This is a genomic window from Microbacterium sp. HMH0099 (genome assembly GCF_049384025.1).
Lineage (GTDB): Bacteria > Actinomycetota > Actinomycetes > Actinomycetales > Microbacteriaceae > Microbacterium.
Map to the genome: position 1 here is coordinate 161,571 of NZ_JBMRJR010000002.1, position 23,516 is coordinate 185,086.

At 72.6% G+C, this 23,516-nt stretch carries 21 protein-coding genes and 2 tRNA genes; 15 read left to right on the top strand and 8 right to left on the bottom strand.

Annotation, left to right across the window (positions count from 1 at the left end):
• Positions 1 to 27 precede the first annotated feature (27 nt).
• Positions 28 to 1,134, top strand: coding sequence for a glycosyltransferase family 2 protein (locus ACO03V_RS04570; protein WP_423136770.1), 1,107 nt, complete (start codon positions 28 to 30; stop codon positions 1,132 to 1,134).
• Positions 1,135 to 1,191: 57 nt separating this feature from the next.
• On the opposite strand, the gene ACO03V_RS04575 is transcribed toward ACO03V_RS04570, so the two are convergent.
• From ACO03V_RS04575 to ACO03V_RS04585, 3 genes are read right to left on the bottom strand one after another with little or no spacing between them, the layout of a single operon-like run.
• On the bottom strand, positions 1,192 to 2,649 hold the full coding sequence (locus ACO03V_RS04575) for a CDP-glycerol glycerophosphotransferase family protein (protein ID WP_423136771.1): 1,458 nt from the start codon (positions 2,647 to 2,649) through the stop codon (positions 1,192 to 1,194).
• The gene (locus tag ACO03V_RS04580) at positions 2,646 to 3,953 is read right to left on the bottom strand and encodes a CDP-glycerol glycerophosphotransferase family protein (protein WP_423136772.1); all 1,308 of its coding nucleotides are present in this window, start codon (positions 3,951 to 3,953) and stop codon (positions 2,646 to 2,648) included. The genes ACO03V_RS04575 and ACO03V_RS04580 overlap by 4 nt, the downstream gene beginning before the upstream one ends.
• Before the next feature lie 55 nt (positions 3,954 to 4,008).
• Entirely contained in the window at positions 4,009 to 5,547 is a 1,539-nt protein-coding gene (locus ACO03V_RS04585; RefSeq protein WP_423136773.1) for a S1C family serine protease, read from the bottom strand.
• Between the two features lie 187 nt (positions 5,548 to 5,734).
• Here ACO03V_RS04585 and ACO03V_RS04590 point away from each other — a divergent pair, with 187 nt between their 5' ends.
• Complete coding sequence (locus ACO03V_RS04590; RefSeq protein WP_423136774.1) at positions 5,735 to 6,934, top strand: aminotransferase class I/II-fold pyridoxal phosphate-dependent enzyme; 1,200 nt, start codon at positions 5,735 to 5,737, stop codon at positions 6,932 to 6,934.
• A 111-nt stretch (positions 6,935 to 7,045) separates the two neighbouring features.
• Here the strand turns inward: ACO03V_RS04590 and ACO03V_RS04595 are convergent, their stop codons facing one another.
• Positions 7,046 to 7,852, bottom strand: a complete 807-nt coding sequence (locus ACO03V_RS04595; protein WP_423136775.1) for a carbon-nitrogen hydrolase family protein — start codon at positions 7,850 to 7,852, stop codon at positions 7,046 to 7,048.
• Positions 7,849 to 8,439: a DUF6328 family protein gene (locus ACO03V_RS04600; protein WP_423136776.1), complete on the bottom strand. Its 591-nt coding sequence runs from the start codon at positions 8,437 to 8,439 to the stop codon at positions 7,849 to 7,851. Before ACO03V_RS04600 ends, ACO03V_RS04595 begins: the two co-directional genes overlap by 4 nt.
• 84 nt (positions 8,440 to 8,523) lie before the next feature.
• On the opposite strand from ACO03V_RS04600, the gene ACO03V_RS04605 reads away from it, so the two are divergent.
• The 5 genes from ACO03V_RS04605 (at position 8,524) to ACO03V_RS04625 (ending at position 11,070) form a co-directional block, all read left to right on the top strand.
• A tRNA-Met gene (locus ACO03V_RS04605) sits at positions 8,524 to 8,597 on the top strand.
• A gap of 170 nt (positions 8,598 to 8,767) precedes the next feature.
• Positions 8,768 to 8,841, top strand: a tRNA-Met gene (locus ACO03V_RS04610).
• A 101-nt stretch (positions 8,842 to 8,942) separates the two neighbouring features.
• Positions 8,943 to 9,431 (top strand): hypothetical protein, encoded by a 489-nt coding sequence (locus tag ACO03V_RS04615; RefSeq protein WP_423136777.1) that lies wholly within the window; start codon positions 8,943 to 8,945, stop codon positions 9,429 to 9,431.
• A 56-nt stretch (positions 9,432 to 9,487) separates the two neighbouring features.
• Positions 9,488 to 10,420 (top strand): SMP-30/gluconolactonase/LRE family protein, encoded by a 933-nt coding sequence (locus ACO03V_RS04620; protein ID WP_423136778.1) that lies wholly within the window; start codon positions 9,488 to 9,490, stop codon positions 10,418 to 10,420.
• Positions 10,417 to 11,070 carry a formylglycine-generating enzyme family protein gene (locus tag ACO03V_RS04625; protein ID WP_423136779.1) on the top strand — a complete coding sequence of 218 codons (654 nt, stop codon included), beginning with the start codon at positions 10,417 to 10,419 and terminating at the stop codon, positions 11,068 to 11,070. The genes ACO03V_RS04620 and ACO03V_RS04625 overlap by 4 nt, the downstream gene beginning before the upstream one ends.
• Positions 11,071 to 11,093: 23 nt before the next feature.
• Here the strand turns inward: ACO03V_RS04625 and ACO03V_RS04630 are convergent, their stop codons facing one another.
• The gene (locus tag ACO03V_RS04630; RefSeq protein ID WP_423136780.1) at positions 11,094 to 11,525 is read right to left on the bottom strand and encodes a MarR family winged helix-turn-helix transcriptional regulator; all 432 of its coding nucleotides are present in this window, start codon (positions 11,523 to 11,525) and stop codon (positions 11,094 to 11,096) included.
• A gap of 111 nt (positions 11,526 to 11,636) precedes the next feature.
• On the opposite strand from ACO03V_RS04630, the gene idi reads away from it, so the two are divergent.
• Genes idi through ACO03V_RS04665 form a run of 7 tightly spaced genes read left to right on the top strand, consistent with a single transcriptional unit; the run spans position 11,637 to position 17,230 of the window.
• Positions 11,637 to 12,194, top strand: a complete 558-nt coding sequence (idi, locus tag ACO03V_RS04635; protein WP_423136781.1) for an isopentenyl-diphosphate Delta-isomerase — start codon at positions 11,637 to 11,639, stop codon at positions 12,192 to 12,194.
• A complete protein-coding gene (locus tag ACO03V_RS04640; protein WP_367726498.1) occupies positions 12,191 to 13,258 on the top strand; it encodes a polyprenyl synthetase family protein in 1,068 nt (355 codons plus the stop codon). Before idi ends, ACO03V_RS04640 begins: the two co-directional genes overlap by 4 nt.
• Positions 13,255 to 14,124, top strand: coding sequence for a phytoene/squalene synthase family protein (locus ACO03V_RS04645; RefSeq protein ID WP_367726497.1), 870 nt, complete (start codon positions 13,255 to 13,257; stop codon positions 14,122 to 14,124). The genes ACO03V_RS04640 and ACO03V_RS04645 overlap by 4 nt, the downstream gene beginning before the upstream one ends.
• Positions 14,121 to 15,677: a phytoene desaturase family protein gene (crtI, locus tag ACO03V_RS04650; RefSeq protein WP_423136782.1), complete on the top strand. Its 1,557-nt coding sequence runs from the start codon at positions 14,121 to 14,123 to the stop codon at positions 15,675 to 15,677. The genes ACO03V_RS04645 and crtI overlap by 4 nt, the downstream gene beginning before the upstream one ends.
• A gap of 1 nt (position 15,678) precedes the next feature.
• Positions 15,679 to 16,035 carry a lycopene cyclase domain-containing protein gene (locus ACO03V_RS04655; protein ID WP_423136783.1) on the top strand — a complete coding sequence of 119 codons (357 nt, stop codon included), beginning with the start codon at positions 15,679 to 15,681 and terminating at the stop codon, positions 16,033 to 16,035.
• A complete protein-coding gene (locus tag ACO03V_RS04660) occupies positions 16,032 to 16,340 on the top strand; it encodes a lycopene cyclase domain-containing protein (RefSeq protein WP_367726494.1) in 309 nt (102 codons plus the stop codon). Before ACO03V_RS04655 ends, ACO03V_RS04660 begins: the two co-directional genes overlap by 4 nt.
• Positions 16,337 to 17,230 carry a prenyltransferase gene (locus ACO03V_RS04665; RefSeq protein ID WP_423136784.1) on the top strand — a complete coding sequence of 298 codons (894 nt, stop codon included), beginning with the start codon at positions 16,337 to 16,339 and terminating at the stop codon, positions 17,228 to 17,230. The genes ACO03V_RS04660 and ACO03V_RS04665 overlap by 4 nt, the downstream gene beginning before the upstream one ends.
• A 292-nt stretch (positions 17,231 to 17,522) precedes the next feature.
• On the opposite strand, the gene ACO03V_RS04670 is transcribed toward ACO03V_RS04665, so the two are convergent.
• Positions 17,523 to 20,456: a UPF0182 family protein gene (locus ACO03V_RS04670; protein WP_367726492.1), complete on the bottom strand. Its 2,934-nt coding sequence runs from the start codon at positions 20,454 to 20,456 to the stop codon at positions 17,523 to 17,525.
• 43 nt (positions 20,457 to 20,499) lie between these two features.
• Entirely contained in the window at positions 20,500 to 21,639 is a 1,140-nt protein-coding gene (locus tag ACO03V_RS04675) for a YlbL family protein (RefSeq protein WP_423136785.1), read from the bottom strand.
• Between the two features lie 125 nt (positions 21,640 to 21,764).
• Here ACO03V_RS04675 and ACO03V_RS04680 point away from each other — a divergent pair, with 125 nt between their 5' ends.
• The gene (locus ACO03V_RS04680; RefSeq protein ID WP_423136786.1) at positions 21,765 to 23,264 is read left to right on the top strand and encodes a zinc-dependent metalloprotease; all 1,500 of its coding nucleotides are present in this window, start codon (positions 21,765 to 21,767) and stop codon (positions 23,262 to 23,264) included.
• Positions 23,265 to 23,516 lie beyond the last annotated feature (252 nt).

Consider the following 23,516-nt stretch of genomic DNA (forward strand, 5'->3'; position numbering starts at 1 on the left):
GCGGGTGCGACGTGAAAGGATCGGGGGATGCACCTCGCCACCCCCGGAGGCGTCACCGCCCGGCGCGACGCGCCCGTTCCCCCCGACGACGCGGGCGTCAGCTTCGTCATGCCCGTGCTGAACGAGGAGCGCTATCTGCGTCGTGCCGTGGAGACGGTCCTGCAGCAGGACGTGCCGGGGCCGGTGGAGGTCATCCTGGCCCTCGGGCCCTCGACGGACGGCACGGACGCCATCGCACGGCTGCTGCGGGACGCCGATGAACGCATCGTCCTGGTCGACAACCCGGACGCCGACATCCCGGTCGGACTCAACCGCGCCATCCGCGCCGGCCGCTACCCGACCATCGTGCGGGTCGACGCGCACTCGGAGCTGTCGCCCGGCTACACCCGGGCCGCGCTCGCCACCCTCGCACGGGTGAAGGCCGCCAACGTGGGCGGGGTCATGCGCGCCGACGGGCGCACGCCGTTCCAGCGGGCTGTCGCCCGCGCCTACAACTCCCGCGTCGGCCTCGGCGGCGGTGCGTACCACGGCGCCACCGCGGAGGGAGAGGCGGAGTCGGCCTACCTCGGGGTGATGCGTCGGGCCGTCCTCGACGAGGTCGGGATGTTCGACGAGTCGCTCCGCCGCGGCGAGGACTGGGAGCTCAACCTCCGCATCCGCCGCGCCGGCTACCGCGTCTGGTTCGACCCGTCGCTGTCGGTCGTCTACTGGCCGCGAGAGAGCTGGGCACGGCTCGTTCGGCAGTTCCGGGCCACCGGCGCCTGGCGCGGGGAGCTCGTCCGCCGCTACGGCCGCCGCAACTCCCTCCGCTTCTTCGCCCCGCCGGCCCTGGTCGTGGCCGCCGGCGCGTCCGTCGTGGTCGGTGCCCTGCAGGCGACCCGGGCGCTCCGCGGGACCCGGTCGGCCGCGGCATCCCTCGTCCACCTCCCGCTCGCGGCGTACGGCGCGCTCGTCGGCGTCGTCGCGCTGGGACGCGGCGGCGGACGCGGGTGGCGCGACAAGGCGTGGACGGCCGCGGTGCTGCCGTCGATGCACCTGTCGTGGGGCGCCGGGTTCCTGTGGGCGATCGGCCGCGGGGCGCGCGACACCGTCGACACGTCGCGACTCGACGGCCGCAACACGCCGCTGCCCTGACCGCGGGGCGGTCCCGCCGCCCTGTCCGGGAGCAGCGGCCCGCGGCCCGGCGGAGCGTCAGTCCCGGTCGAGGAACCCCTGGTCGAGGATGCGCGCGACGACCCGTTCGGCCGCTCGCCCGTCGTCGCGGGCGTTGAAGACGCTGCGCCAGCGCTGGTACCGCTCCGCGAAGATCGCCGGATCCACCTCGGTCAGGGCACGCGCCAGCTCGTCCTGCGTCCGGACGACCGGTCCCGGGACGGCGTCGACGAGGTCGAAGTAGAACCCGCGCAGCTGGCCCCGGTAGTGCTCGAGATCGGGCACGAGGAAGTACATCGGCTTGCCCGTGACGCTGAAGTCGAACATCACCGACGAGTAATCGGTGACGAGGGCATCCGCGGCGGCGAGCAGCCGCGCCGTGTCGGGGAAGCCGGTGACGTCGACCACCCGCGGGCCGCGGGCGTCCTCCCCGGGCAGGAGGGTCCGGGAGTGGCCGCGGACGAGCACGACCGCGTCGACGTCGCGCGCGAGGGCGGCGGGATCGACGAAGTCGACGATCCGCTCACGGTCGTCGCGCCACGTCGGGGCGTACAGGATGACGCGTTCCCCGTCGGCGATCCCGAGGGCCGCGCGGGTGGCGCGTCCGTCGTCCGTGCGGAGCACGTCGTTCCGCGGATACCCCTCGACCCACACGGGCCGGCGGAGGAAGGCGTAGGCCTTCGTCAGGATGCGGGCGGCGTAGGGGTTCTGCGCCAGGAGCACGTTCCAGCGCCGCGCCTCGCGGACCACGGCCACCGCGCGGCGCGGATCGAAGCCCGGACGGTGCAGCGCGAGTCTCTTCAGCGGCGTGCCGTGCCAGGTCTGCAGCACCCGCTGGCCGGGCCGACGGGCGAAGCGGCGGCGGAGCCAGTCGTTGACCACCAGCAGGCGGGACGACCCGCGGGCGCGCCACCACTCGGGACTGCCCTCGACGACCGCGATCGCCCCGGCGGGCACCTCGACCGACAGGTCGACGACGCTCCAGTAGCGGGTGACGGAGGGCGCGACCCGCGCCAGCTCGCGGTCGATGGCCAGCGGGTTGCAGCTGGCGTTGCGCCCGTAGAAGGACTCGAAGAACACCGCGTTCTCGAGCGGACCACGGCCGGTGGCGTACCGGCGCTCCAGGGCGGCCTGCCCCTCGCCGGAGTCGTAGGCGGGGTCCACCGGCGGGCCCACGTGGAGGCGGGCGCCGTCCCACGAGGCGCGGACGCCGGGCAGCTGCGTCGTCCCGATCGCGGTGCCGGGGAGGCCGGTGTCGTCGGCCTCGCCCGCGTCGATCCGCAGGCGGTACTCCCCCGTCGGCAGGGGCAGGTCCGGCCCGCCCCATCGGGAGGCGCGCAGCGGGAGGACGGCGCGCCAGGTCCGGCCCCGGCCGTGCAGGCGGGCCGTCACGCGCGCGCGGCGACCGACGAGCTCGACGGCGGCGGGCCGCGGACCGGTGCCGCTCAGCTCGAACGCGGCGACCTCGCCGTCCTCGATGAATCGGGCCTCGGTCATCGTCGTCCTTCCGTGGGGGGCGGCGGGGGTCCGCCGGGGTCCGTCCCGAGCGGAGACGCCGCCCGGGCGGGGCGTCCGCCGGCGTCGAGCAGCGCCCGCACGTGTGCGTACACCCGCTCGGTGTTGCGCCCGTCTCGGTGCGCGTGGACGATCCGACTCCGCTGTCGCGACGCCTCCGTCCTCGGCCCCGGCTCGTCGAGGACGGCATCCAGCTGCCGCAGGGTCTGGGTCCAGTCGCGGGCCGGATCGTCGCCGGCCACATCGGCGTACCGGCCGTAGAGCCCCCGGCGCGCGCGGTAGGCCTCGAGATCGGGCGCGAGGAACAGCACCGGCAGCGGCACGAGCGCCGCGTCGAAGGCGAGGGACGAGTAGTCCGTGACGAGCACGTCGAGACCGGGCAGGAGAGGGGTCACGTCGGCGACGAGGTCGCTGCCCAGCATCCGGACACGGTCGGTCGGCACCGGCGGGCGGTAGTCCCCCGCCCCGAGCGGGTGCGAGCGGATGAGGAGGACCGCGTCGTGTCGGTCGAGGAGATCCCGGATGCCGCCCCACTCGGTCGCGTCCGGGACGGCCGGGTCGACGTCGCCGTCGCGCCAGGTCGGGGCGTACAGCACGACGGGGCGCTCCCCGACGGGTCCGACGGCCGCGGTCAGGCGCTCACGCGCGGCGGCGCGGCGTTCGGACGCGGTTCCGCGTGAGAGCACGTCGACGCGCGGTTCCCCCGTCACGGGGACGGCGGCGTGGGTGAGGCCGAAAGCCGACTCGAGGCGGCCGCGCACGAGGTGGGACGCGGCGGGCAGCACCGCGATGCGGCGGGTGGTGCCGCGGTAGAGGGCGGCGAGCAGCCGCGGGACGACGCGCGAACGCGGCAGCAGCGCACTCCGGGTCGTCTCGGCCGAGTCGAGGCCGATGCGCTTGAGCGGGATGCCGTGCCAGAGCTGCACGATCGTCGCCCCCGCCACCGCATAGCGGTTGACGTCGCCGAAGCCGTGCGTCACGACGACGACGCGCGCACGAGCGGTCAGCCACAGACCGCGCAGCGAGTCCTTCCGGGCCCAGCGGATCCCCTGCGCCGTGGCATCCCTCGCCTGTCCGTCGTCGCCGACGAGCCAGGTCGCGTCCTCGCCGTGGGCGGCGGCGACGCGCCACAGCTCCGCGGCACCGTCGGCGATGCCGACCGCGCAGCCGAAGACCCAGCTGCGCCGCGACCGCGGCACGACGGCGGTCAGGACCCGCCCGGCCAGATACAGCGGGATGCGGAGGAGCTTGCGGGCGTTCCCGGAACCGAACGAGAAGGACGCCACCCCGCGAGCCTATCGCGGGGCGGCGTCCTCCGAGCCGGGCGAGGGAGCGGCGGCGTCAGCCGTTCAGCGAGCCGAGGGTGACCTCGGCGGTGCGGTCCTGCCCGTTGCGGACGTACGTCACCTGGGCGGTCGCCCCCGCGGCGAGCGCGCGCACCTGCGCGGTCAGGTCGACCGAGCTGGCGACGGGCACCCCGTTGAAGGCGGTGATGATGTCGCCGGTCTGCAGGCCGCCGCCGGCGGCCGCGCCGCCCGGGCTCACCTCGGCGACGTACGCACCGGTGATGGTCGCGCCCTGGACGGAGGTGCTGTCCTGGACGGACGCGCCGAGCAGGCCGTGGGTGGCGGAGCCGTTCTCGATGATCTCGCTGGAGACGCGCTTGGCCACGTCCGACGGGATCGCGAACCCCACGCCGATCGAGCCGGACTGACCCGACGACGAGGAGGAGCCGCCCGCGGAGGCGATGGCCACGTTGATGCCGATGAGGCGACCCTGATCGTCCACGAGCGCACCGCCGGAGTTGCCGGGGTTGATCGCCGCGTCGGTCTGGATGACCGCGATCTTGATCGTCTCGGTCGACTGCGACTGCTGCTGGCCCTGCCCGAAGTCGAAGAAGAACGGGCTCTCCTGGCCGCCCTGCCCGCCCTCGCTCTCGTCGGAGCCGTCGCTCGGCGCGGCCGAGGAGGCGACCTGGATGGACCGGTTCAGGGCGCTGACGATCCCCGTCGTGACGGTGTTCGACAGGCCCAGCGGGGCGCCGACGGCGACCGTGGTGTCGCCGACGTTCAGGTCGGACGAGTCCGCCCACTCGATCGGGGTGAGACCCGAGGCGTTCTCGAGCTTGATGACGGCGAGGTCGTAGGTGGGGTCGGTGCCGACCAGCGTCGCGGCGAACACCCGACCGTCCGAGGTGGTGACCGACAGGCGGGTGTTGCCGGACTGCCCGTCGAGGGTGACCACGTGCGTGTTGGTCAGCACGTAGCCGTCCGAGTTGAGCACGACGCCCGACCCGGTGCCCGCGCCGGTGGAGCCGGTCGCGCTGATCGTGACGACGCTCGGCACGACCTTGCTGGCGATCGCCGTGGTCGCGTTCACGCTGTCGGGGTTGTTCACGGTGACGGCGGTCGCCCCGGCGGGCGAGGAGGCGCTCGAGCCGCCCCACAGCTGCAGCCCGGCGTACGTGCCGCCGAGACCCGCGCCGCCGCCGACGAGCGCGGCCGCGAGGACGAGCGCGGCGACCTTGGGGACGCCGCTCTTCTTGCGCGGCGCCGTCGTGGACGACTCCGGGAGGGTGAGGGTCGGGTGCAGACCGTGCGCGTCGGTCGCAGCCGGACCGAAGGCGGCACCGCTGGCTCCGCCGACCGCGGCGGCACCGGCGGGGGTGCGGTGGTCGCCGGACTGCGGCGGGGGCCACGCGGCGGCCGCGGCGGCGGGCGACCGGGTCGGCAGCGGGGGGCGGCCGGCGTCGGCAGCGGCGGCGTCGAGGGGGGCGCGGTCGGGCTGCGGCGACGGCGACGTCGCGCCGTGCGCGGCGCCGGCGTCAGGGGTGGAGGCGTTGTGGGAACCCTCGGGACGGTCGTCCGTGTTGTCGCTCATGCGATGCTCCTTCTTCCAGGCGCTTCTACAGTGACCCCGCACCCTGTGCGTTATCTATGCCACGGGTGAGGCGCGTCTATGGGTGTAAGGGGTCCGTCGGATGCCATTCCGGCGGCATCCGGACGTCCAGCAGATCCACGGCTACGGTGAGAGGACTCCGATCCCTCACGCGAGCAGGACGCGCATCATGCACATTCCCCCCGGCGCGTGGCGCCGCACCGCCGCGGGCGCCGGCCTCATCACCCCCGACGGGGAGGCCGTCCCCACGATCTTCGCCGAGATGAGCGCGCTCGCCGCGGCCACCGGGGCCATCAACCTCGGCCAGGGGTTCCCCGACGAGGACGGCCCCGAGGTCGTCCGGGATGCCGCCCGCCGCGCGATCGCGGAGGGGGCGAACCAGTACGCGCCGGGGCGCGGCGTGCCCGACCTGCTCGACGCCGTCGCCGAGCACCAGCAGCGGTTCTACGGCCTCACGGTCGATCCCGCCCGCGAGGCCCTCATCACCGTGGGAGCGACCGAGGCCCTCGCGGCCACCCTCCTCGCGCTCATCGACGGCCCCGACGACGAGGTCGTCGTCTTCGAGCCCTTCTACGACTCCTACGCCGCGTGCGTCGCGCTCGCCGGGGCGAAGCTGGTCCCCGTGCCCCTCGCGTGGCCGGACTTCCAGCCGGACCTGGACGTCCTGGCATCCGTCGTCTCGGATCGGACGCGGGTCATCCTCGTCAACGATCCGCACAACCCCACGGGGACGGTCTTCGCCCGCGCCGTGCAGGACGAGATCGTGCGCCTCGCCGAGCGTCACGACGCGATCATCGTCACCGACGAGGTGTACGAGCATCTCGTCTTCGACGGGCCGCACGTCCCTCTTGCCACGCTGCCGGGGGCGTGGGACCGGACGCTGTCCATCTCGTCCGCGGGCAAGACGTTCTCGCTGACGGGGTGGAAGACCGGGTGGGTGACCGGCCCCGCCGCGCTCGTCTCCGCGGTGATGGCGGTCAAGCAGTTCCTCACCTACGTCGGGCCGACGCCGTTCCAGTCGGCGATAGCGGCGGGTCTGCGGATGCCGGACGAGTTCTTCGCGTCCGTCGCGTCCACGATGGCCGCGAAGAGCGCCCTCCTCGGCACCGGCCTGCGCGCGGCGGGGTTCGACGTCTCGACCCCGGGCGGCTCGTACTTCACGGTCGTGGATGCCGCTCCCCTCGGCGTCACGGACGCGGACGCGTTCTGCCGTGAGCTCCCGGCGCGCGCCGGGGTGGTCGGCATCCCGATCACCGCCTTCGTCGTGCCGGAGCACCGGGACCGCTACGCCACCCTCGTGCGGTTCGCGGCCTGCAAGAGGGTCGAGGTGCTGTCGGAGGCGTCCGCCCGGCTGGCCGGGATGGGCTGAGCCCCGGGGGCGGCCGTCGCGGAATCGGACGGCGGCGCCGGATTCGGACGGCCCGGGACCATCGGTCCGCTTCCGCCGCGGCGGTCCGATTCCGCAGCGGGGGCGCGGCGGTCAGCGGGGAGTGACCCGGAAGCGGCGCAGTTCCAGCGCCGGGTTCACCCGTCGCACGCGCGCCACCGCCTCGGCATCCAGGTGCGCGACGGCGACGTCGGTCGTCGTCCCCACCGTGGCGACGACGACGCCCTGCGGGTCGACGACGAGCGAGTGCCCGACACCGAGGGGCGGCGGGTGGTCCGCGGCGGCGACGAACATCGTGTTCTCGATGGCGCGCGCCTGCAGCAGCGTCCGCCAGTGGTGCTCCTTGAGCGGTCCGCGCACCCACTCGGCCGGGACGAGCGCGGCATCCGTGCCCGCGTCGGCGAGGGTGCGGGCGACCTCGGGGAACCGCAGGTCGTAACAGGTCATGAGGCCGAAGCGCAGACCGTCGACGACGAAGGTCTCGGGCGGGGCGATCTCCCCCGGCTGGATCCAGTCCGACTCCCGCTGACCGAAGGCGTCGTAGAGGTGGAGCTTGCGATACACGGCCTGGATGCCGCCCGCCCCGACCGCCACGACGGTGTTGCGCACCCGCCGGCCGTCGTCCGCGCGCTCGAGCAGACCCGCGACCAGGACGACGTCCAGCTCCGCGGCCAGGGCGACGAGGGCCGTCACGAAGGGCCCGTCGACGTCTTCGGCGTTCGCGGCGAGCGAGGCGTCGAAGGGGTCGACGAAGTAGCTCGAGTACTCGGGGAAGACCACGACCCGGGCGCCGCGGCCGGCCGCGGTCCGGGCGAGACCGCCGATGACGTCGAGATTGGCGGACGTGGATGCCGCGGGGGCGAACTGCGCGACCGCCACCCCGACGCTGTCGTGGGTCATCCCTGCTTCCTTCCTCCGCTGCGGCGGCGCACGAGCACCGGCACCGCCACCCACAGTACGAGGATCACCGCCCCGAGGACCATCGCACCGGCGATCCCGCCCCGCACGTCGAGCACGACGTCGAAGACGAAGCCGACGACGCCGGTCAGCAGCAACGAGACCAGCGCGAGCGCGGCCCGGAGGCAGCCGTGCCCGAAGCGGACGACGTCGGGCTTCACGCCCCGCTGGAACACCGCGCGGTGAAGGGCCACGGGGGCGAGGGCGACGACGGCGCTGAGCGCCGAGAGCGCGATGAGGACGAGATAGACCGTCCGCTGCCCGTCGGACAGGTCGGAGAACGCGGGCTGGAACGCCAGGGCGAGCAGGAACCCGGTGAGGATCTGGGTGCCCGTCTGCAGCACCCGCAGCTCCTGGAGGACGTCGTTCCAATTGCGGTCCGCGCGCTGCGCGGGCGTCTCGGGGCGGCCGTCGTCGCGGTCGTCGCCCGCCGGGGAGGCGCACCCGTCCTCGTCATCGGGCGCGAGAGCGGAGGCAGGTGCGGGAGCGGGGGCACGACCCGTCCGGGTCGTCTTCGCGGGGTCGGACATCCCGGCATCATCCCGCCGCGGACCGGCTCTCCTCAACGCCGGTTCGCCATCCGGCCCCGCGCCTGGTAATGTATTCCCTTGTGCCGCGGGGTGGAGCAGTTCGGTAGCTCGCTGGGCTCATAACCCAGAGGTCGCAGGTTCAAATCCTGTCCCCGCAACAGATGAGGAACGGCGTCGGAGAGATCCGGCGCCGTTCCGCTTTTCCCGGACCGCTTCGGACACCGCTCCCGGGGAACGCCGGCGCCTGTCCCCTCGGCGCAGCGACACCCCCGGGATGCCACGACGATTCGACCGCCACGTGAACGGCTGGTAACGTCATATCTCGTGCCGCGGGGTGGAGCAGCTCGGTAGCTCGCTGGGCTCATAACCCAGAGGTCGCAGGTTCAAATCCTGTCCCCGCAACAGATGAGGAACGGCGTCGGAGATATCCGGCGCCGTTCCGCTTTTCTCCGGCGGCGTCAAGCCGCGGCGGGCGGGTCGCGCCGCTGTGTTGACTCGGGGGCATGGACACGACGACCACCGCCCCTCTGGACAACGACGGACGCAACCGGGACGACCCGCCCGCCCTGCCCTTCCTCCACATGTGGGCGGACGTCGACGGCCGGACCCGCCTGAACGCGTCGGCGCTGCGCGGCTTCGGGCTCCAGAGCGTCGGCGGCGGCGCGGATCCGCAGTGGATGCGCCCCTTCCCCGGCGACGTCGCGTCGGTGACCTTCGCGGTGCTCCCGGTCGGATGGGTGGGCCAGTGGCATCCCTCCCCCCACGCGCAATGGGTCGTGCCGCTCCGCGGACGCTGGTTCCTCGAGACCCAGGACGGCGCGCGCGTGGAGATGGGCCCCGGCGACATCCACTTCGGGCAGGACACCGACACCGCCGAGATCGACGGGCGGTCCGGCCACCTGTCCGGCACCGTCGGGGACGAGCCGTGCCACCAGCTCATCCTGCAATTCACGGAGTCGCCGGGCGCCCCGACGCCCCACCCCTTCGGCTGAGACCGGCGGCGTCAACCCGCTCGGCCCGCCCGGCCCCATTCTGTTGGATGGACGTCATGCCCCATCACGACGCCCGCATCCCGATCGACGGCCAGGTCCTGCAGGGACCCCGCTCCCCCGAGCCCGTCGACGTCGCACCGCCACGCGTGTGGGACGAGGGCCTGGCCGCCGTGCTCCCGCCGACCTCGCGCCTGCTCTCGCTGTATGCCGACGCCACCTGGGCGGAGGGCCCGACCTGGTGGGCCGCGGAGAGCTCCCTCGTCTTCAGCGACGTCATCGGGCGCCGCACCCTCGCGTGGCGCGAGGACGGCAGCATCGTGACCGTGCGCGACCGGTCGGACTTCGCCAACGGGAACACGATGGATGCCGCGGGGCGACTCGTCCAAGCCGAGCACGGTCGCCGCGCGATCAGCCGCACCGACGGCGACGGCACCCGCGTCCTCGTCGACGCGTTCGAGGGGAAGCCGCTGAACTCGCCCAACGACCTGGTCGTGGCCTCCGACGGCGCGATCTGGTTCACCGACCCGACGTACGGGATCTCCGACCCCAAGGAGGGGTACCCCGCCGATCCCGCCCTCGACCACACCAGCGTCTACCGGTGGACCGAGGCCGAGGGGCTGCGCCGCATGATCGACCTCGACGAGCCCAACGGCCTGGCCTTCAGCCGCGACGAGAGCGTGCTCTACGTCGCCGAGTCGCGGGCGGACGGCCTGCCCCGCATCGTCGGGTGCGCCTGGAACGGTGAGCGCCTCGGAACGCCCGTCACCGTCGCGACCGTGGACGCCGGCATCCCGGACGGCCTCGCCGTGGACAGCCGCGGGTGGCTCTGGATCTCCAGCGAGGCCGGCGTCGTCATCGTCGACGACGGCGGGCGCCGACTCGGCGTCATCCCGACTCCCCACGTCGTGAGCAACTGCACCTTCGACGCCGACGAGAAGCGCCTGTTCATCACCGGTGACAGCGACCTGTGGATGGTCGAGCTCGCGTGACCGACGTCGAGATGGCCGTCATCCCCGCGGGGAGCGTCCTGCGCGGTGACCAGCGCGGTCCGGAGCGGCGCGAGATCGCGGTCGGGGCGTTCGAGATGGCGGTCTACCCGCTCACCGAGGAGCAGCGGGCGGAGCTCCTCGGCGTGCCCGTACGGCATCCGCGGCATCCCGCCGTCGAGGTGAGCTGGTTCCGCGCGATCCGCCTGTGCAACGCGCTGTCCGAGTGGGAGGGGCTCGACCCGGTCTACCGCTTCGACGGCGAGGAGGTGGACTGGGATGCCGAGGCCGACGGGTTCCGCCTCCCCACCGAGGACGAGTGGGAGTACGCGTGCCGCGCCGGGTCCACCGGCCCCGTGTACGGCCCGCTCGCCGATGTCGCCTGGACGGCTGCGGACGGCCTGCGCGGCCCCGTCGACGTCGGCGGGCGGCTGCCGAACCTCCACGGCCTGTTCGACACCCTCGGCAACGTCAACGAGTGGTGCTGGGACTTCGTCGACGCGCAGATCGGGGACGCGCGCGTGTTCCGCGGCGGCGGATGGGCCGATCCCCCGGCTCTCGTCCGCGCCGCGACCCGGCGCGGGGGCCCGCCGCGCGACGGCTACGACGACGTGGGCGTCCGCGTCGCCCGCGGTCCCGTCGACCGGCCCTGACGGCGGGGCCGTCGACGCGGTACCTAGTCGGTCGCGACGATGGCGTCCGTCAGCTCGTCCAGGAACGACGCGATCGTCGCCAGCTCGGCGTCGTCGTACCGCTGCGCGACGTCGCGCATCAGGCTGAGGTGACCGCCGAAGTGCCGGAAGAACTCGGTCCGGGACTTGTCCGTGAGGACGACGATGCGGGCGCGACCGTCCGACGGATGCGGCCGGCGTTCGAGGTGTCCGGACTTCTCGAGGCGGTCGAGCAGCTTCGTCGTCGAGGCGGTCGAGATGCGCAAGTGAGTGGCGACACCGTGCGGGCTGACGGTCTCGCCCCGCTGCTCGCGGATGATCAGCATGCGGAGGGTCGCCAGGTCGCTGGCGTTCATGTCCATGTCGCCCTTCATCCCGCTGTGCATGCGGTCGAAGGCGTCGCTGAGGGACCGGATCGCCCGGAGAGCGCGGGTCACCTCGCTGCGCGTACCAGACGGCACAGGGGCTTTTGCCATAGTGGACACCCCCTTTCGCTCTGGGTATAGTCGGGCTCACATCGCTAGCTAAACTAGCAAACTGGAGGCACGATGAGCGAGACCGAGTATGTCGTGCTTCTGGACGACCTCGGCCACGAGATCGGCACGGCTCCGAAGAGCAGCGTGCACGGCACCGACACGGCCCTACACCTCGCGTTCTCGTGCCATGTGCTGAACAGCGAAGGCCAGGTGCTCGTCACACGGCGCGCGCTGGACAAGAAGACGTGGCCCGGCGTATGGACGAACTCCTTCTGCGGACACCCGCAGCCCGCCGAGCCGGTCCTCTCCGCGGTGCACCGTCGCGCGGAGTTCGAGGTCGGTCTGCGCGTCCGCGACCTCGAGCTGGCGCTGCCGCTCTTCCGCTACCGCGCGGTCGACGCCAGCGGCATCGTCGAGCACGAGATCTGCCCGGTGTACATCGCGCGCACCGACGACGAGCCGCGGCCCAACCCCTCCGAGGTCGCCGAGTACCGCTGGGTCGACCCCGCCGACCTCGCGGCATCCCTCGAGGCGACCCCGTGGGCTTTCAGCCCCTGGTTGGTCCTCCAGGCCCAGCAGCTTCACCTGTTCGACGCCGCCCCGCCCGCGCAGATCCGACGAGTGTCATGATCTCCCTCGCCTCGACCTCCACCGCCCGCGCCGGTGTCGACGACGCCATCGACCGTGCCCTGGCCCGCCTCGACCGACGGCTCGCCGCCCAGGGCGACGGCGCCGGGGCCCTGGCATCCGCGATCCGCCGCGCTGCGCAGGGAGGCAAGCGCTTCCGTCCGCTGCTCGTCGTCGCCGCGTTCGAGACCCTTGAGGGTCCGGAGACGGCGCGCGCGGGCCTCTACGACGTCGCGGCGGCCTTCGAGCTGCTGCACACCGCGTTCGTCGTGCACGACGACGTCATCGATCACGACACCGAGCGGCGGGGCGTCCCCAACGTCGGCGGGGAGTTCCGCAGCCGCGGGCTGTCCCGCGGCGCCGACGCGCCCGGCTCCGCCCTGCTCGGCGACGCCGCCGGCATCCTGGCCGGGGACCTCCTACTGCACGAGGCCGGGCGTCTCGTCGCCGTCGCCGACGTCCCGGGCGCCGTCCGCGCGGAGCTGCTCGACCTCGTCGAGGACGCCGTCCTGGTCTCCGCTGCCGGAGAGCTCGCCGACGTCGAGAACGCCGTCGTCGCGGGCGACGTGGATGCCGACACCGTGCTGCGCACGACCCACGACAAGACGGCCGTGTACTCGTTCTCGGCCCCGCTCGAGGCCGGTGCCGTGCTCGCCGGCGCCGGGACGCCGCAGCGCTGCGCTCTGCAGCGGTTCGGCCAGCGGCTCGGGCTGGCGTACCAGCTCGTCGACGACCTCATCGGCGCCTTCGGCACCGCAGCCGCGTCCGGCAAGGACGAGGGCTGCGACCTGCGCGAGGCGAAGAGGACGCACCTGATCGTCCTGGCCCGCGAGACCGAGAGCTGGCCCGAGGTCAGCGAGGCCCTCGCCCAGGCGCACACCGGCCCGGTCGCGATCCGCGCCGCCCAGCGGGCGCTGTCGGACTCGGGTGCCCGGATCCGGCTCGAGGAGCTCGTGTGCGAGACCCTCGACGAGGCCCGCGCCATCGTCACCGCCTCGACGCTCCCGGCCGCCTCGCAGGACATGCTGCTCGAGCTCGTCGACGCGGTGCAGGAGCGCGTGCCGTGAGCCTCGCCCCCACCGGCCTCGCACTGTACTCCCGCACCGCCGACGACGCCGCCGCCGCCGTCATCCACCGGTACTCCACGTCGTTCGCCCTCGCCTGCCGTCTGCTCGGCCCGCGCCCGCGTCCGCACGTCCGGAACATCTACGCGCTCGTGCGCGTCGCCGACGAGATCGTCGACGGTCCCGCCCACGACGCCGGTCTGACGCCCGAGCGCGAACGCGCGGTGCTCGACGGGCTCGAGGAGGAGGTCCGGGATGCCATCGCCACGGGGTTCAGCGCGAACCTCGTCGTGCACGCGTTCGCCCGCACGGCCCGCGAGTGCGGCATCGGCGACGACCTCATCGCCCCCTTCTTCGCCTCGATGCGCACGGACCTGGACACCACGGCGCACGACGACGCCTCCCATGACGCGTACGTCTTCGGCTCCGCGGAGGTCGTCGGCCTCATGTGCCTGCAGGTCTTCCTCAACGCGGGGATGTCCGCCGCTGCCCTCCCGGCCGCGGACCTCGTCGACGGCGCGCGCCGCCTCGGGCGGGCGTTCCAGGACGTGAACTTCCTGCGCGACCTCGACGACGACGCCGCCCGCCTGGGTCGCGACTACCTGGACGGAGCCGCCGGCGACGACCGGCGCATCGAGGTGCTCGACCGCATCGACGCCGACCTCGCCGCCGCGGCGGCCACGGTGCCCTTCCTGCCGCCGGACTGCCGGCGCGCGGTGACGGCCGCCCACGACCTCTTCGCCGAACTGTCGCGGCGCCTGCGCCGCACCGCCCCGGGCGCGCCGCGCGTGCGCGTTCCCGACGGCGTCAAGGCGACCCTGGCCGCTCGCGCATTCCTCGGACGCCCACCGAAAGGGGCCCACACATGACCTCCCAGCGCATCGTCGTCGTCGGCGGCGGGATCGCCGGGCTCGGCACCGCCGCGCTCCTCGCCGACGAGGGGCACGACGTGCAGCTCTTCGAGGCCCGTGACCAGCTCGGCGGGCGCGCGGGCTCGTGGGAGGCCGACGGCTTCCGCTTCGACACCGGTCCCAGCTGGTACCTCATGCCCGAGGTGTTCGACCACTTCTTCCGGCTGCTGGGCACCAGTGCGGCCGAGCAGCTCGACCTCGTGCGTCTGGACCCCGCCTACCGCGTCTACGGTCCTCCGGGAAAGGGCGACCCCATCGACGTCGTCTCCGGCCGCGAGGCCGTCCGCGCGCTCTTCGAGGAGCACGAGCCCGGCTCCGGCGACGCGGTCGAGGCGTATCTCGACTCCGCGAAGGACGCCTACGAGCTGTCCACCTCGAAGTTCCTCTACGACCCGTACTCGTCGTCGCAGGGCCTGCGCGACCCCGCGCTCGTCAAGCGACTCCCCACGCTCATCCCGCTGCTGACGCGCACGCTGTGGAAGCGGGTCACCGGCTCGTTCCAGAACACCCGGCTGCAGCAGATCCTCGCCTACCCGTCCGTGTTCCTCGGCGGCTCGCCCTTCGAGGTCCCGAGCCTCTACCACCTCATGAGCCACCTCGACCTCGGCGACGGCGTGCTCTACCCGCGCGGCGGCTTCACCGAGATCATCAAGGCCATCGAGCGGCTCGCCCGCGAGCGCGGCGTGCGCATCGAGACCGGGACGCCCGTGGAGGCGATCCTCACCGAGAGCGGCGCGGCGCGCGGCGTGCGCCTGGCGGACGGACGCGTGATCTCGGCGGACGCCGTCGTCTCCGGCGCCGACCTGCACCACACCGAGAACGACCTCCTCGAGGCCCCGGACCGCCAGTACCCGGAGAAGTGGTGGCGCAACCGCGTGCCCAGCCCGGGCGCCCTGCTGCTCCTCCTCGGCGTCGAGGGCGAGCTGCCCCAGCTGACCCACCACACGCTGCTGTTCACCGACGACTGGCACACGAACTTCGACGCCATCTTCGGCGAGAACAAGCGCATCCCCGATCCGGCATCCATCTACATCTGCCGTCCCAGCGCCTCCGACACCTCCGTCGCCCCGGCCGGGCACGAGAACCTCTTCGTGCTCGTCCCCGTCCCGGCGGACCCCGTGAGCGGTCGCGGCGGCGTGAACGGCGCCGGCGACCCCCGCATCGAGCAGGCGGCGGACCGGGTCATCGCGCAGATCGCGGAGTGGACGGGCGTGCCCGACCTGGCCGAACGGATCGTGGTGCGCAAGACCATCGCCCCCGAGGACTTCGCGACCGACCTGCACGCGTGGCACGGCAACTCCCTCGGCCTCGCGCACACCCTCGGGCAGAGCGCGATCTTCCGCCCGAAGAACCGCTCCCGCAAGGTGGACGGCCTCTACTACGCGGGCACCTCGGTGCTGCCGGGGATCGGCCTGCCGATGTGCCTCATCTCGGCCGAACTGGTGGTCAAGCGCATGCGCGGCGATCACTCGCCCGCTCCCCTGAGCGAGCCGGCGCGCGCGGCGGTCTGACGTGCCCGGGATCTACCTGGGTGCCATCCTCTTCTCCCTCGCCGGCATGATCGCCATCGATCTCACGTTCGGGCTGGCCCTCCGCACGGCGCCGTGGCGCACGACCGGCGCCGTCCTCCTCGGTGCGTGCTTCTTCCTCCTGTGGGATGCCGTCGGGATCCTCACCGGGGTGTTCGTCAAGGGCGACAGCCCGCTCTTCGTGGGGGTGGACGTGGCGCCGCACCTGCCGCTGGAGGAGGTCTTCTTCCTCGTCTTCCTCAGCTACCTCGCCGTCGTCCTGTGGAGCGTCTTCCACCGCCGACGGTCCGCCGCGGCGCCGCGACACGCGGACGACCGCGTGGACGAGGGACGATCATGACCTACCCGCTCATCGTGCTGCCGTTCGTGGTCGCGACGATCGTCGTGACGCTCTCCACCGCGCGGCGTCCCGACTTCGGCCGACGCATGAGATCCTCGGGGCTGACGGCGCTCGTCCTCCTCGCGCTGACGCTCGTGTTCGACAACGTCATGATCGCCGTCGGCCTCTTCTCGTACCCGGAGGAGCACCTCAGCGGCATCCGGATCGGTCTGGCCCCCCTCGAGGACTTCGCCTACCCTCTGTGCGCGGCCTTCCTCGTCCCCGCGCTGTTCGAGCTCATCGCCCCGCGGAAGGAACCCGCATGACCGCCCCGGCCACCCTCACCCCCGCGCGCGTGCTGCGAGAGCTGTTCGTCTCGTCGCGACCGGTGAGCTGGATCAACACCGCGTTCCCGTTCGCCGCCGTCTACCTCCTCACCACGCGGCAGGTGGACGTGGTGCTGATCGTCGGCATCGTGTTCTTCCTCGTGCCGTACAACCTCGCCATGTACGGCGTGAACGACGTCTTCGACTACGAGTCCGACCTGCGCAACCCGCGCAAGGGCGGCACGCACGGTGCGGTCCTCGCCAAGCGGATGCACCCGATCACGCTGTGGGCGGCCGCTCTGTCGTGCCTGCCGTTCGTCGTGTTCCTCGTGGCGGTCGGCTCCCCGCTGTCGTGGCTCGTGCTCGCGCTCAGCCTGTTCTTCGTCGTGTTCTACTCGGCGCCGCCGCTGCGGCTGAAGGAACGGCCCTTCGCCGACTCGATCACCAGCAGCATCCACTTCTTCTCGCCCGCCCTTTACGGACTCGTCCTCGCCGGGGCGACGTGGACGTGGCAGCTCGTCGTCGTGTTCGTCGCCTTCGCGCTCTGGGGCATCGCCTCGCACGCCTTCGGCGCCGTGCAGGACGTCGAGGCGGACCGGTCCGCCGGGATCTCCTCCATCGCCACCGCACGCGGCGCCCGCTGGACGGTCCGCTTCGCCCTGACCGCCTACGCGCTCGCGGGGGTCGCCATGCTATTCACCGCCTGGCCGGGGCCGCTGGCCGCCGTCCTCGTCGTGCCGTACCTCGTCGTCGTGTGGCCGTACCGCAACGTCACGGATGCCACGAGCGAGTCCGCGACCGCCGGGTGGAACCGCTTCCTCTGGCTGAACCAGATCGCCGGCTTCGGCACCACCCTGCTGCTCATCTGGTGGTGGTTCCTCCGCGCCTGAGGCCGCCGGCGGTGGCGCCCAGCCGGGCGATTCCTCCGCGCCTGAGGCGCCCCGGCGGGTGTGGGGGCCGTGGGGTGTCGTCGTGCGTCGCGCGGGTGGGAGGCCGAGGCATCCCGTGCCCTTCTCGCCCCGGATGCCACGGGTCCCTCCGCGCTCGATCGCTGCCGCATCGCCTTCCGTCTGACGCCGGAACCGACGACGGCGGCGCCCCGCCTTCCGTCCTTCCGTCGGACGCCGGGAACGACGACGCCGGCGCCCCGCGCAATGCGGGACGCCGGCGTGGTCGAACGGATCAGCCCTGGCCGTCGGTACCGGACTGGGTGTCGCCGCCCTCACCGGAGCCGTCGAGCTCGAGCAGACGCTCGATCGCGGTGGTGAGACGCTCGTCCGCCTCGGCGAACGCTGCGAGGTCGCCGCTCGAGAACGCCGCGTTGCGGGCGGCCAGCGCCTGGCGGGCCTCTTCGAGAGCCGCGGCGTAGTCCGCCGCCGGTGCGGTCGGCTCGGTCGGCGTGGTCGTCCCGTCGCCCTGGTCCGGGTCGGTCGGGATGACCTCCTCATCGCCGGTGTCCGCTCCCGAGTCTCCGCCGAACAGGCTGTCCAGCGCCTCGCTCAGGGTGTTCTCGAACGCGATCTGGTCGCCGAAGGCCACCAGCACGCGGCGCAGCTGCGGCAGCTGCGTGCCGCCGGAGGACTGCACGAACACGGGCTGCACGTAGAGCAGACCGCCGCCGACGGGCAGCGTCAGCAGGTTGCCCGGGAGCACCTGCGACTGTCCCTGCTGGAGGATGTTGATCTGCGACGACACGGCCGTGTCGGAGTCGAACGTGTTCTGCACCTGTCCGGGTCCGGGCACCGTCGTGGCCGCGTCGATCACGAGCATCCGCAATCGGCCGTAGTCGTCGCGCTTGGTGCCCTGCTCGTCACCGGCGTTGGAGTCGACGGCGAGGTAGCCCGTGAGCACGTTGCGCGCCTGTCCGCCCTGGGATGCCGGGATGAAGCTCGTGAACATCGAGTAGGACGGCTCGTCCTGGCTCGGCATCTTCATCGTCAGGTAGTACGGCGGCTGGAAGCTGTCCGGGTCCTGCGGGTCGTTCGGCGTCGTCCACCGGTTGTCCTGCTGGAAGAAGGACCGCGCGTCGTCCACGTGGTAGACGCCGAGCATCGAGCGCTGCACCTTCATGAGGTCCGTCGGGTAGCGCACGTGGCTCATCAGGTCGGCCGACATGTCGCTCCAGGGCTGCAGCGAGGTCGGGTAGACCTTCTGCCACGCCTGCAGCATCGGGTCCTGGTCGTCCCACGCGTACAGCGTGACGCTGCCGTCGTAGGCGTCGACCGTGGCCTTGACCGAGTTGCGGATGTAGTTGATGTCGTCCAGCGCGTACGTCGGCGACGGGTTGTTCGAGTCGGCGATCGCCTGCGACAGCGAGACCCCGGTCGAGTACGGGTAGTTCGCGCTCGTGGTGTAGCCGTCGACGACCCACTGGATGCGGCCGTCCACGACGGTCGGGTACGGGTCGCTGTCCAGCGTCAGATAGGGCGCGACCTTCTGCACACGCGTGACGGGATCGCGGTCGTACAGGATCTGCGACGCGTCGTTGACGTAGTCGGAGAAGAGGATCTGCTCCGACTGGAACTTGAGAGCGTAGATCAGGCGGTTGAAGACGTTGCCGACGCTCGGACCGCCGTCTCCCCGGAACGTCGTGCGCGTCTCGGTGCCGCCGTCGGCCCCCAGGGGATAATCGAGCTCGAAGTCCTCGCCGCCCTCGACGTTTCCGACGATCGAGTACGGCGGGGACTGCTCGCCGAAGTAGATGCGCGGCTCGTACTCGAGATCGGTGAGGAAGCCGGTGCCCGGGATCGCCTGCTCGAGGAACACCGGGTCGCCGTCGTCGGTGCGCTCGTTGCCCGCCGCCGCGACCATGCCGTAGCCGTGCGTGTAGACGACGGTCGTGTTCTGCCACGACGCGGCGTCGCCCAGCTGACCGATGTTCAGCTCGCGGACGGCCACCACGGCGTCCTGGGTCTGGCCGTTGATCGTGTAGCGGTCGACGTCGAGGGGCTCCTCGAACTGGTAGTACGCGCGGTACTGCTCGAGCTGGCGGACGGTCGGGCCGATGATGGCCGGGTCCATGATGCGCAGCTGCGCCGTGGAGGCGGCGTCGTCGCGGAGCTGACCGGCCTCGGCCTGCGTCGCGGCCTCGAAGTTCTCCTTCTCGACGGCGTCGATGCCGTACGCGGCCTTCGTGCTGTCGAGGTTGCGCTGGTAGTACTGGCTCTCGAGCGCGAGCTCGTTCGGACGCACCTGGAAGGTGTTGACCGCCCACGGGATGGCCGCGCCGACGACGATCGCGGAGACGACGAGCAGCGCCGTCGCGATGAGCGGGTAGCGCCAGCGGCCGATGACGGCCGTCACGAAGAAGAGGACGGCCACGAGCACCGCGACGATCGCGAGGATCGTCTGGCCGGGGATCACGGCGTTCGCGCCCACGTAGCCGGGACCCGTGATGCGCTCCCCGGGCTCGACGAGGGTGCGGAACCGGTCGAGCCACAGGCTCGCGCCCTGGACCAGCAGGTAGAGACCGGCGAGGACCGCGAGCTGGATGCGGGCCGCCTTGGAGATGCGCAGCTCGCGCTGGCCGACGCGCACCGAGCCGTACAGGTACGACACGACGCCGGTCAGCAGCAGGCACACCAGGAGCACCGCGGACGTGAAGCCGAGCAGGGCCGCGTAGAACGGCATCCCGAACAGGTAGAAGCCGGTGTCGAGACCGAACTGCGGGTCGGTCTCGCTGGTCGTGACGCCGTTGAACCACAGCCACGTCGTCTCCCACTGCGCCGAGGCGGCGAAGCCGGCGAAGAAGCCGAAGAAGACGGGGATCCCCCACATCGCCAGCCGGCGGAGCGGCTCGACGACCTCCTGGTAGCGGTCGAGCTGCGAGCTCAGACGCGCGTAGACAGGGCGCAGGCGATAGGCCAGCTGGATGACGCCCCAGACGGGCACGGCCATCGCGAGGAAGCCGACCACGAACATCACCGCCCGGGCGATCCACTGGGTCGTGAGGACTCCGGTGAAGCCCAGCTGTGCGAACCACATCCAGTCGGCGTAGAGACTCGCGAAGACGAAGAACGCCACGACGAGCGCGGCGATGATCGCGAGCGAGATCGAGATGATCCGGCGGGAGCGGTTGGGTGGCGTGGCCTGGTTCGGCGCTGAGGTCGTGGTCACTCGACCATCCTAGGCGCGGCGTTCTGGGGGAAAGCCGTGGATGCTACGATCCCGCAGCAGTTTGAGCCCCGCACGTCGGGAGGGCGTCGAGATCGCCCCCGTCGCGCACCGTCTCGAGCACTGTCAGCGACTGCTCGAGCGTCGCCGTCGAGAACACGCGCAGGCCGTCGGGCACGTGGCCCACGACCTCGTCGCAGTTCGCCTCCGGGGCGAGGAACCAGGTCGCCCCGGCATCCCGGGCTCCGTAGAGCTTCTGACGGATGCCGCCGATCGGCCCGACGTTCCCCTCGGCGTCGATCGTGCCCGTTCCGGCGAAGTGCTGACCGCCCGTGAGGTCCACCGACGACAGCTTGTCGATGATGCCGAGGGCGAACATCATGCCCGCGCTCGGTCCCCCGACGTTGTTCAGCTGGATCTCTACGTCGATCGGGAAGTCGAAGGCGTTCTCGAGCACGACGCCCAGGACGTAGGCGCTCTCGCCCCCGTCCTCGACGAGGGCGGGCGTCACCTCGACGGTGGAGTCCCGTCCGTCGCGCTCGAGCTCGATCGAGACGGGCGCGCCCGCCGCCGCCTGCACCGCGTCGCGGACGGCCGTCGCCGAGTCGGCGGGGACGCCGTCGACCGAGAGGATGGTGTCCCCGGCCTCGATCGACCCCGCGGCGGCCGCGTCGTCGTTCAACTGGTTCACCCGCACGTGCTGGCCGACGTCGTAACCGAGCTCCTCCAGCGCGGCAGCGGTGGCCTCCTGCTGGGAGTCGTTCATGAGCGCGACGTTCTGGGTGTTGCGCTCCTCCGTCGTCTCGCCCGCGGGGAAGATGCGGTCCAGCGGCACCACGGCGCGGGACGGGTCGAACCACGCGCCCACGAGCTCCAGCCAGGACGGCGTGCGCTCGCGATTGCCGACGACCTGCACCGTGAGCAGGTCCAGGCGCCCGGAGCCGGTCGTGTCCTGCCCGTCCGGGACGGTGATGAGCGGCACCTGATCCCCGTCCGCGTTCTCGGACGTCCCGAGGGTGTCGATGACGGGACCGGGCTGCTGGATGACGTAGGCCGTCGGCAGGAACGACAGCACGAGCAGGACGAGCAGCGCCACGGACAGCGCCCACAGGCCCGTCGCTGTCGAGCGGCGCAGGCGCCGCGGGGGCGCGGGCACGACGGAGACGTTCTCGTCGAACAGGGTCACGTGGCCTACCTCCGCCGGGTCGTTCGCGCGCGGCGTAAGCGGGGTGAGGCCGTGCCGGGGGATGCGATGAATCCTGCGACTAGCGTAGGTCCGGAACCCCCAGACCTGGCTGAAAGGCGGCTGAAGTGGCAGACGACGACCGGAGCCCCGAGGAGGAGTTCCAGGAGCTCATGCGACGCCTGCTCGCGGGCGAGACCGGGGCCATCGACCCCGAGCAGCTCGCACGCCTGTCGGGCATGCAGATCGACCCCGCCATGCTGCAGGCCGTGATGAGCCAGCTGCAGGGGGCGTTCTCCGGCGCGCAGGACGGCGTCGATTGGAGCCTCGCCGAACGGCAGGCCCTGCACATCGCCAACCAGGACGACCACGGCGTGTCGACCGGACAGCGGACCGACCTCGACCAGGCGTTCGCCCTCGCGGCGCTGTGGCTGGGCGAGGCCACGACGATCTCGGACCTCCCCCACCCGGCCCGCGCCGTGACGCGCGGCGCGTGGGTGCAGGCCACCCTGCCGGTGTGGCAGGAGCTCGCCGAGCCCGTGGCCACCAGCATCGCCGACGCGCTGACCGACGCCCTGGGCCAGCAGGCGCCGGACGACATGCAGGACCTCATCGCCGGAGCGGGCCGTCTCATGCGGACCGTCGGCGGCTCCCTCTTCGCCACGCAGCTCGGCCACGTCGTCGGTCGCCTGTCGACCGAGGTGGTGGGCGGCGGCGACGTCGGCATCCCCGTCATGCCCGACGGCGACGCGGCGATCCTGCCCCAGAACTTCGCCGACTTCGGGCGCGACCTGGAGATCCCGGACGACCAGCTCGCGCTCTACCTCGCCACGCGCGAGCTCGCGCACGCGCGCCTGTTCCGGCACGCCCGGTGGCTGCGCCTGCACGTCATCTCCCAGGTGCGCGACTTCGCCCACGGCATCCGCGTCGACACCGACGCCCTCGAGGACCTCGCCTCCCGCTTCGACCCCTCCCAGCCCGAGGAGCTCCGTAACGCCCTCGAGAGCGGCGCGCTCCTGCCCGCCCGCTCGGAGGAGCAGACGGCGGCGCTGACCCGCCTCGAGAACCTCTTGGCGACCATCGAGGGCTGGGTCGATGTCGTCACCGAGGACGCGACCGCCCGCCTGCCCTCGGCGGCGCGCATCGCCGAAGCCGTCCGTCGTCGTCGCGCGGTCGGCGGACCGGCCGAGCAGGCCCTCGGCTCGCTCGTCGGGCTCGAGCTGCGACCGCGCCGCATGCGGGAGGCCGCCGCGCTGTGGCGCGCCGTGACCGACGCGGTGGGCGTCGCCGGCCGCGACGCGCTGTGGGACTACCCCGACCTCATGCCGTCGGCCGAGGACATCGACGACCCCGCGGCCCTCGTCGCCCGCCTGACCGCGCAGTCCCGCGGCGAGAGCGCGCCGGCGGATGCCATGGACGACGCCCTCGCGCAGCTGCTGGCCGAGGAGACCGGTGAGGCTGCTTCGGACGGTGGGTCGGCGGATGCCGCGGGCCCGTCGGACGGTGATTCCGCATCGGACGGCGGGTCTGCGTCGGACGGCGGGTCCACGTCGGACGGCGGGTCCACGTCGGACGGCGGGTCTGCGTCGGACGACGACGGCGCCCCGGGCGACCAGCGACCCGTCTGACCCACGAGGCCTGGGGAGGAGGCGTCAGCGCCTCTTCCTGTGGACAACCCCTGGAACGCCTTCCGGGCGCGCCAGGATCGTCGGCATGCCTCGACTCGCCCCTTCCGCTCCCCCGCTCTGGCGGGACGACCGCACCGTGCAGTTCGGCGCGCCGCCGCTCGTGCAGCTGACCCTCGAGTCCGCGTGGCACGCGGCGGCCGTGGACGCACTCGAGAACGGGACGAGCCTGCCGGTCCTGCAGGGCCTCGCCCG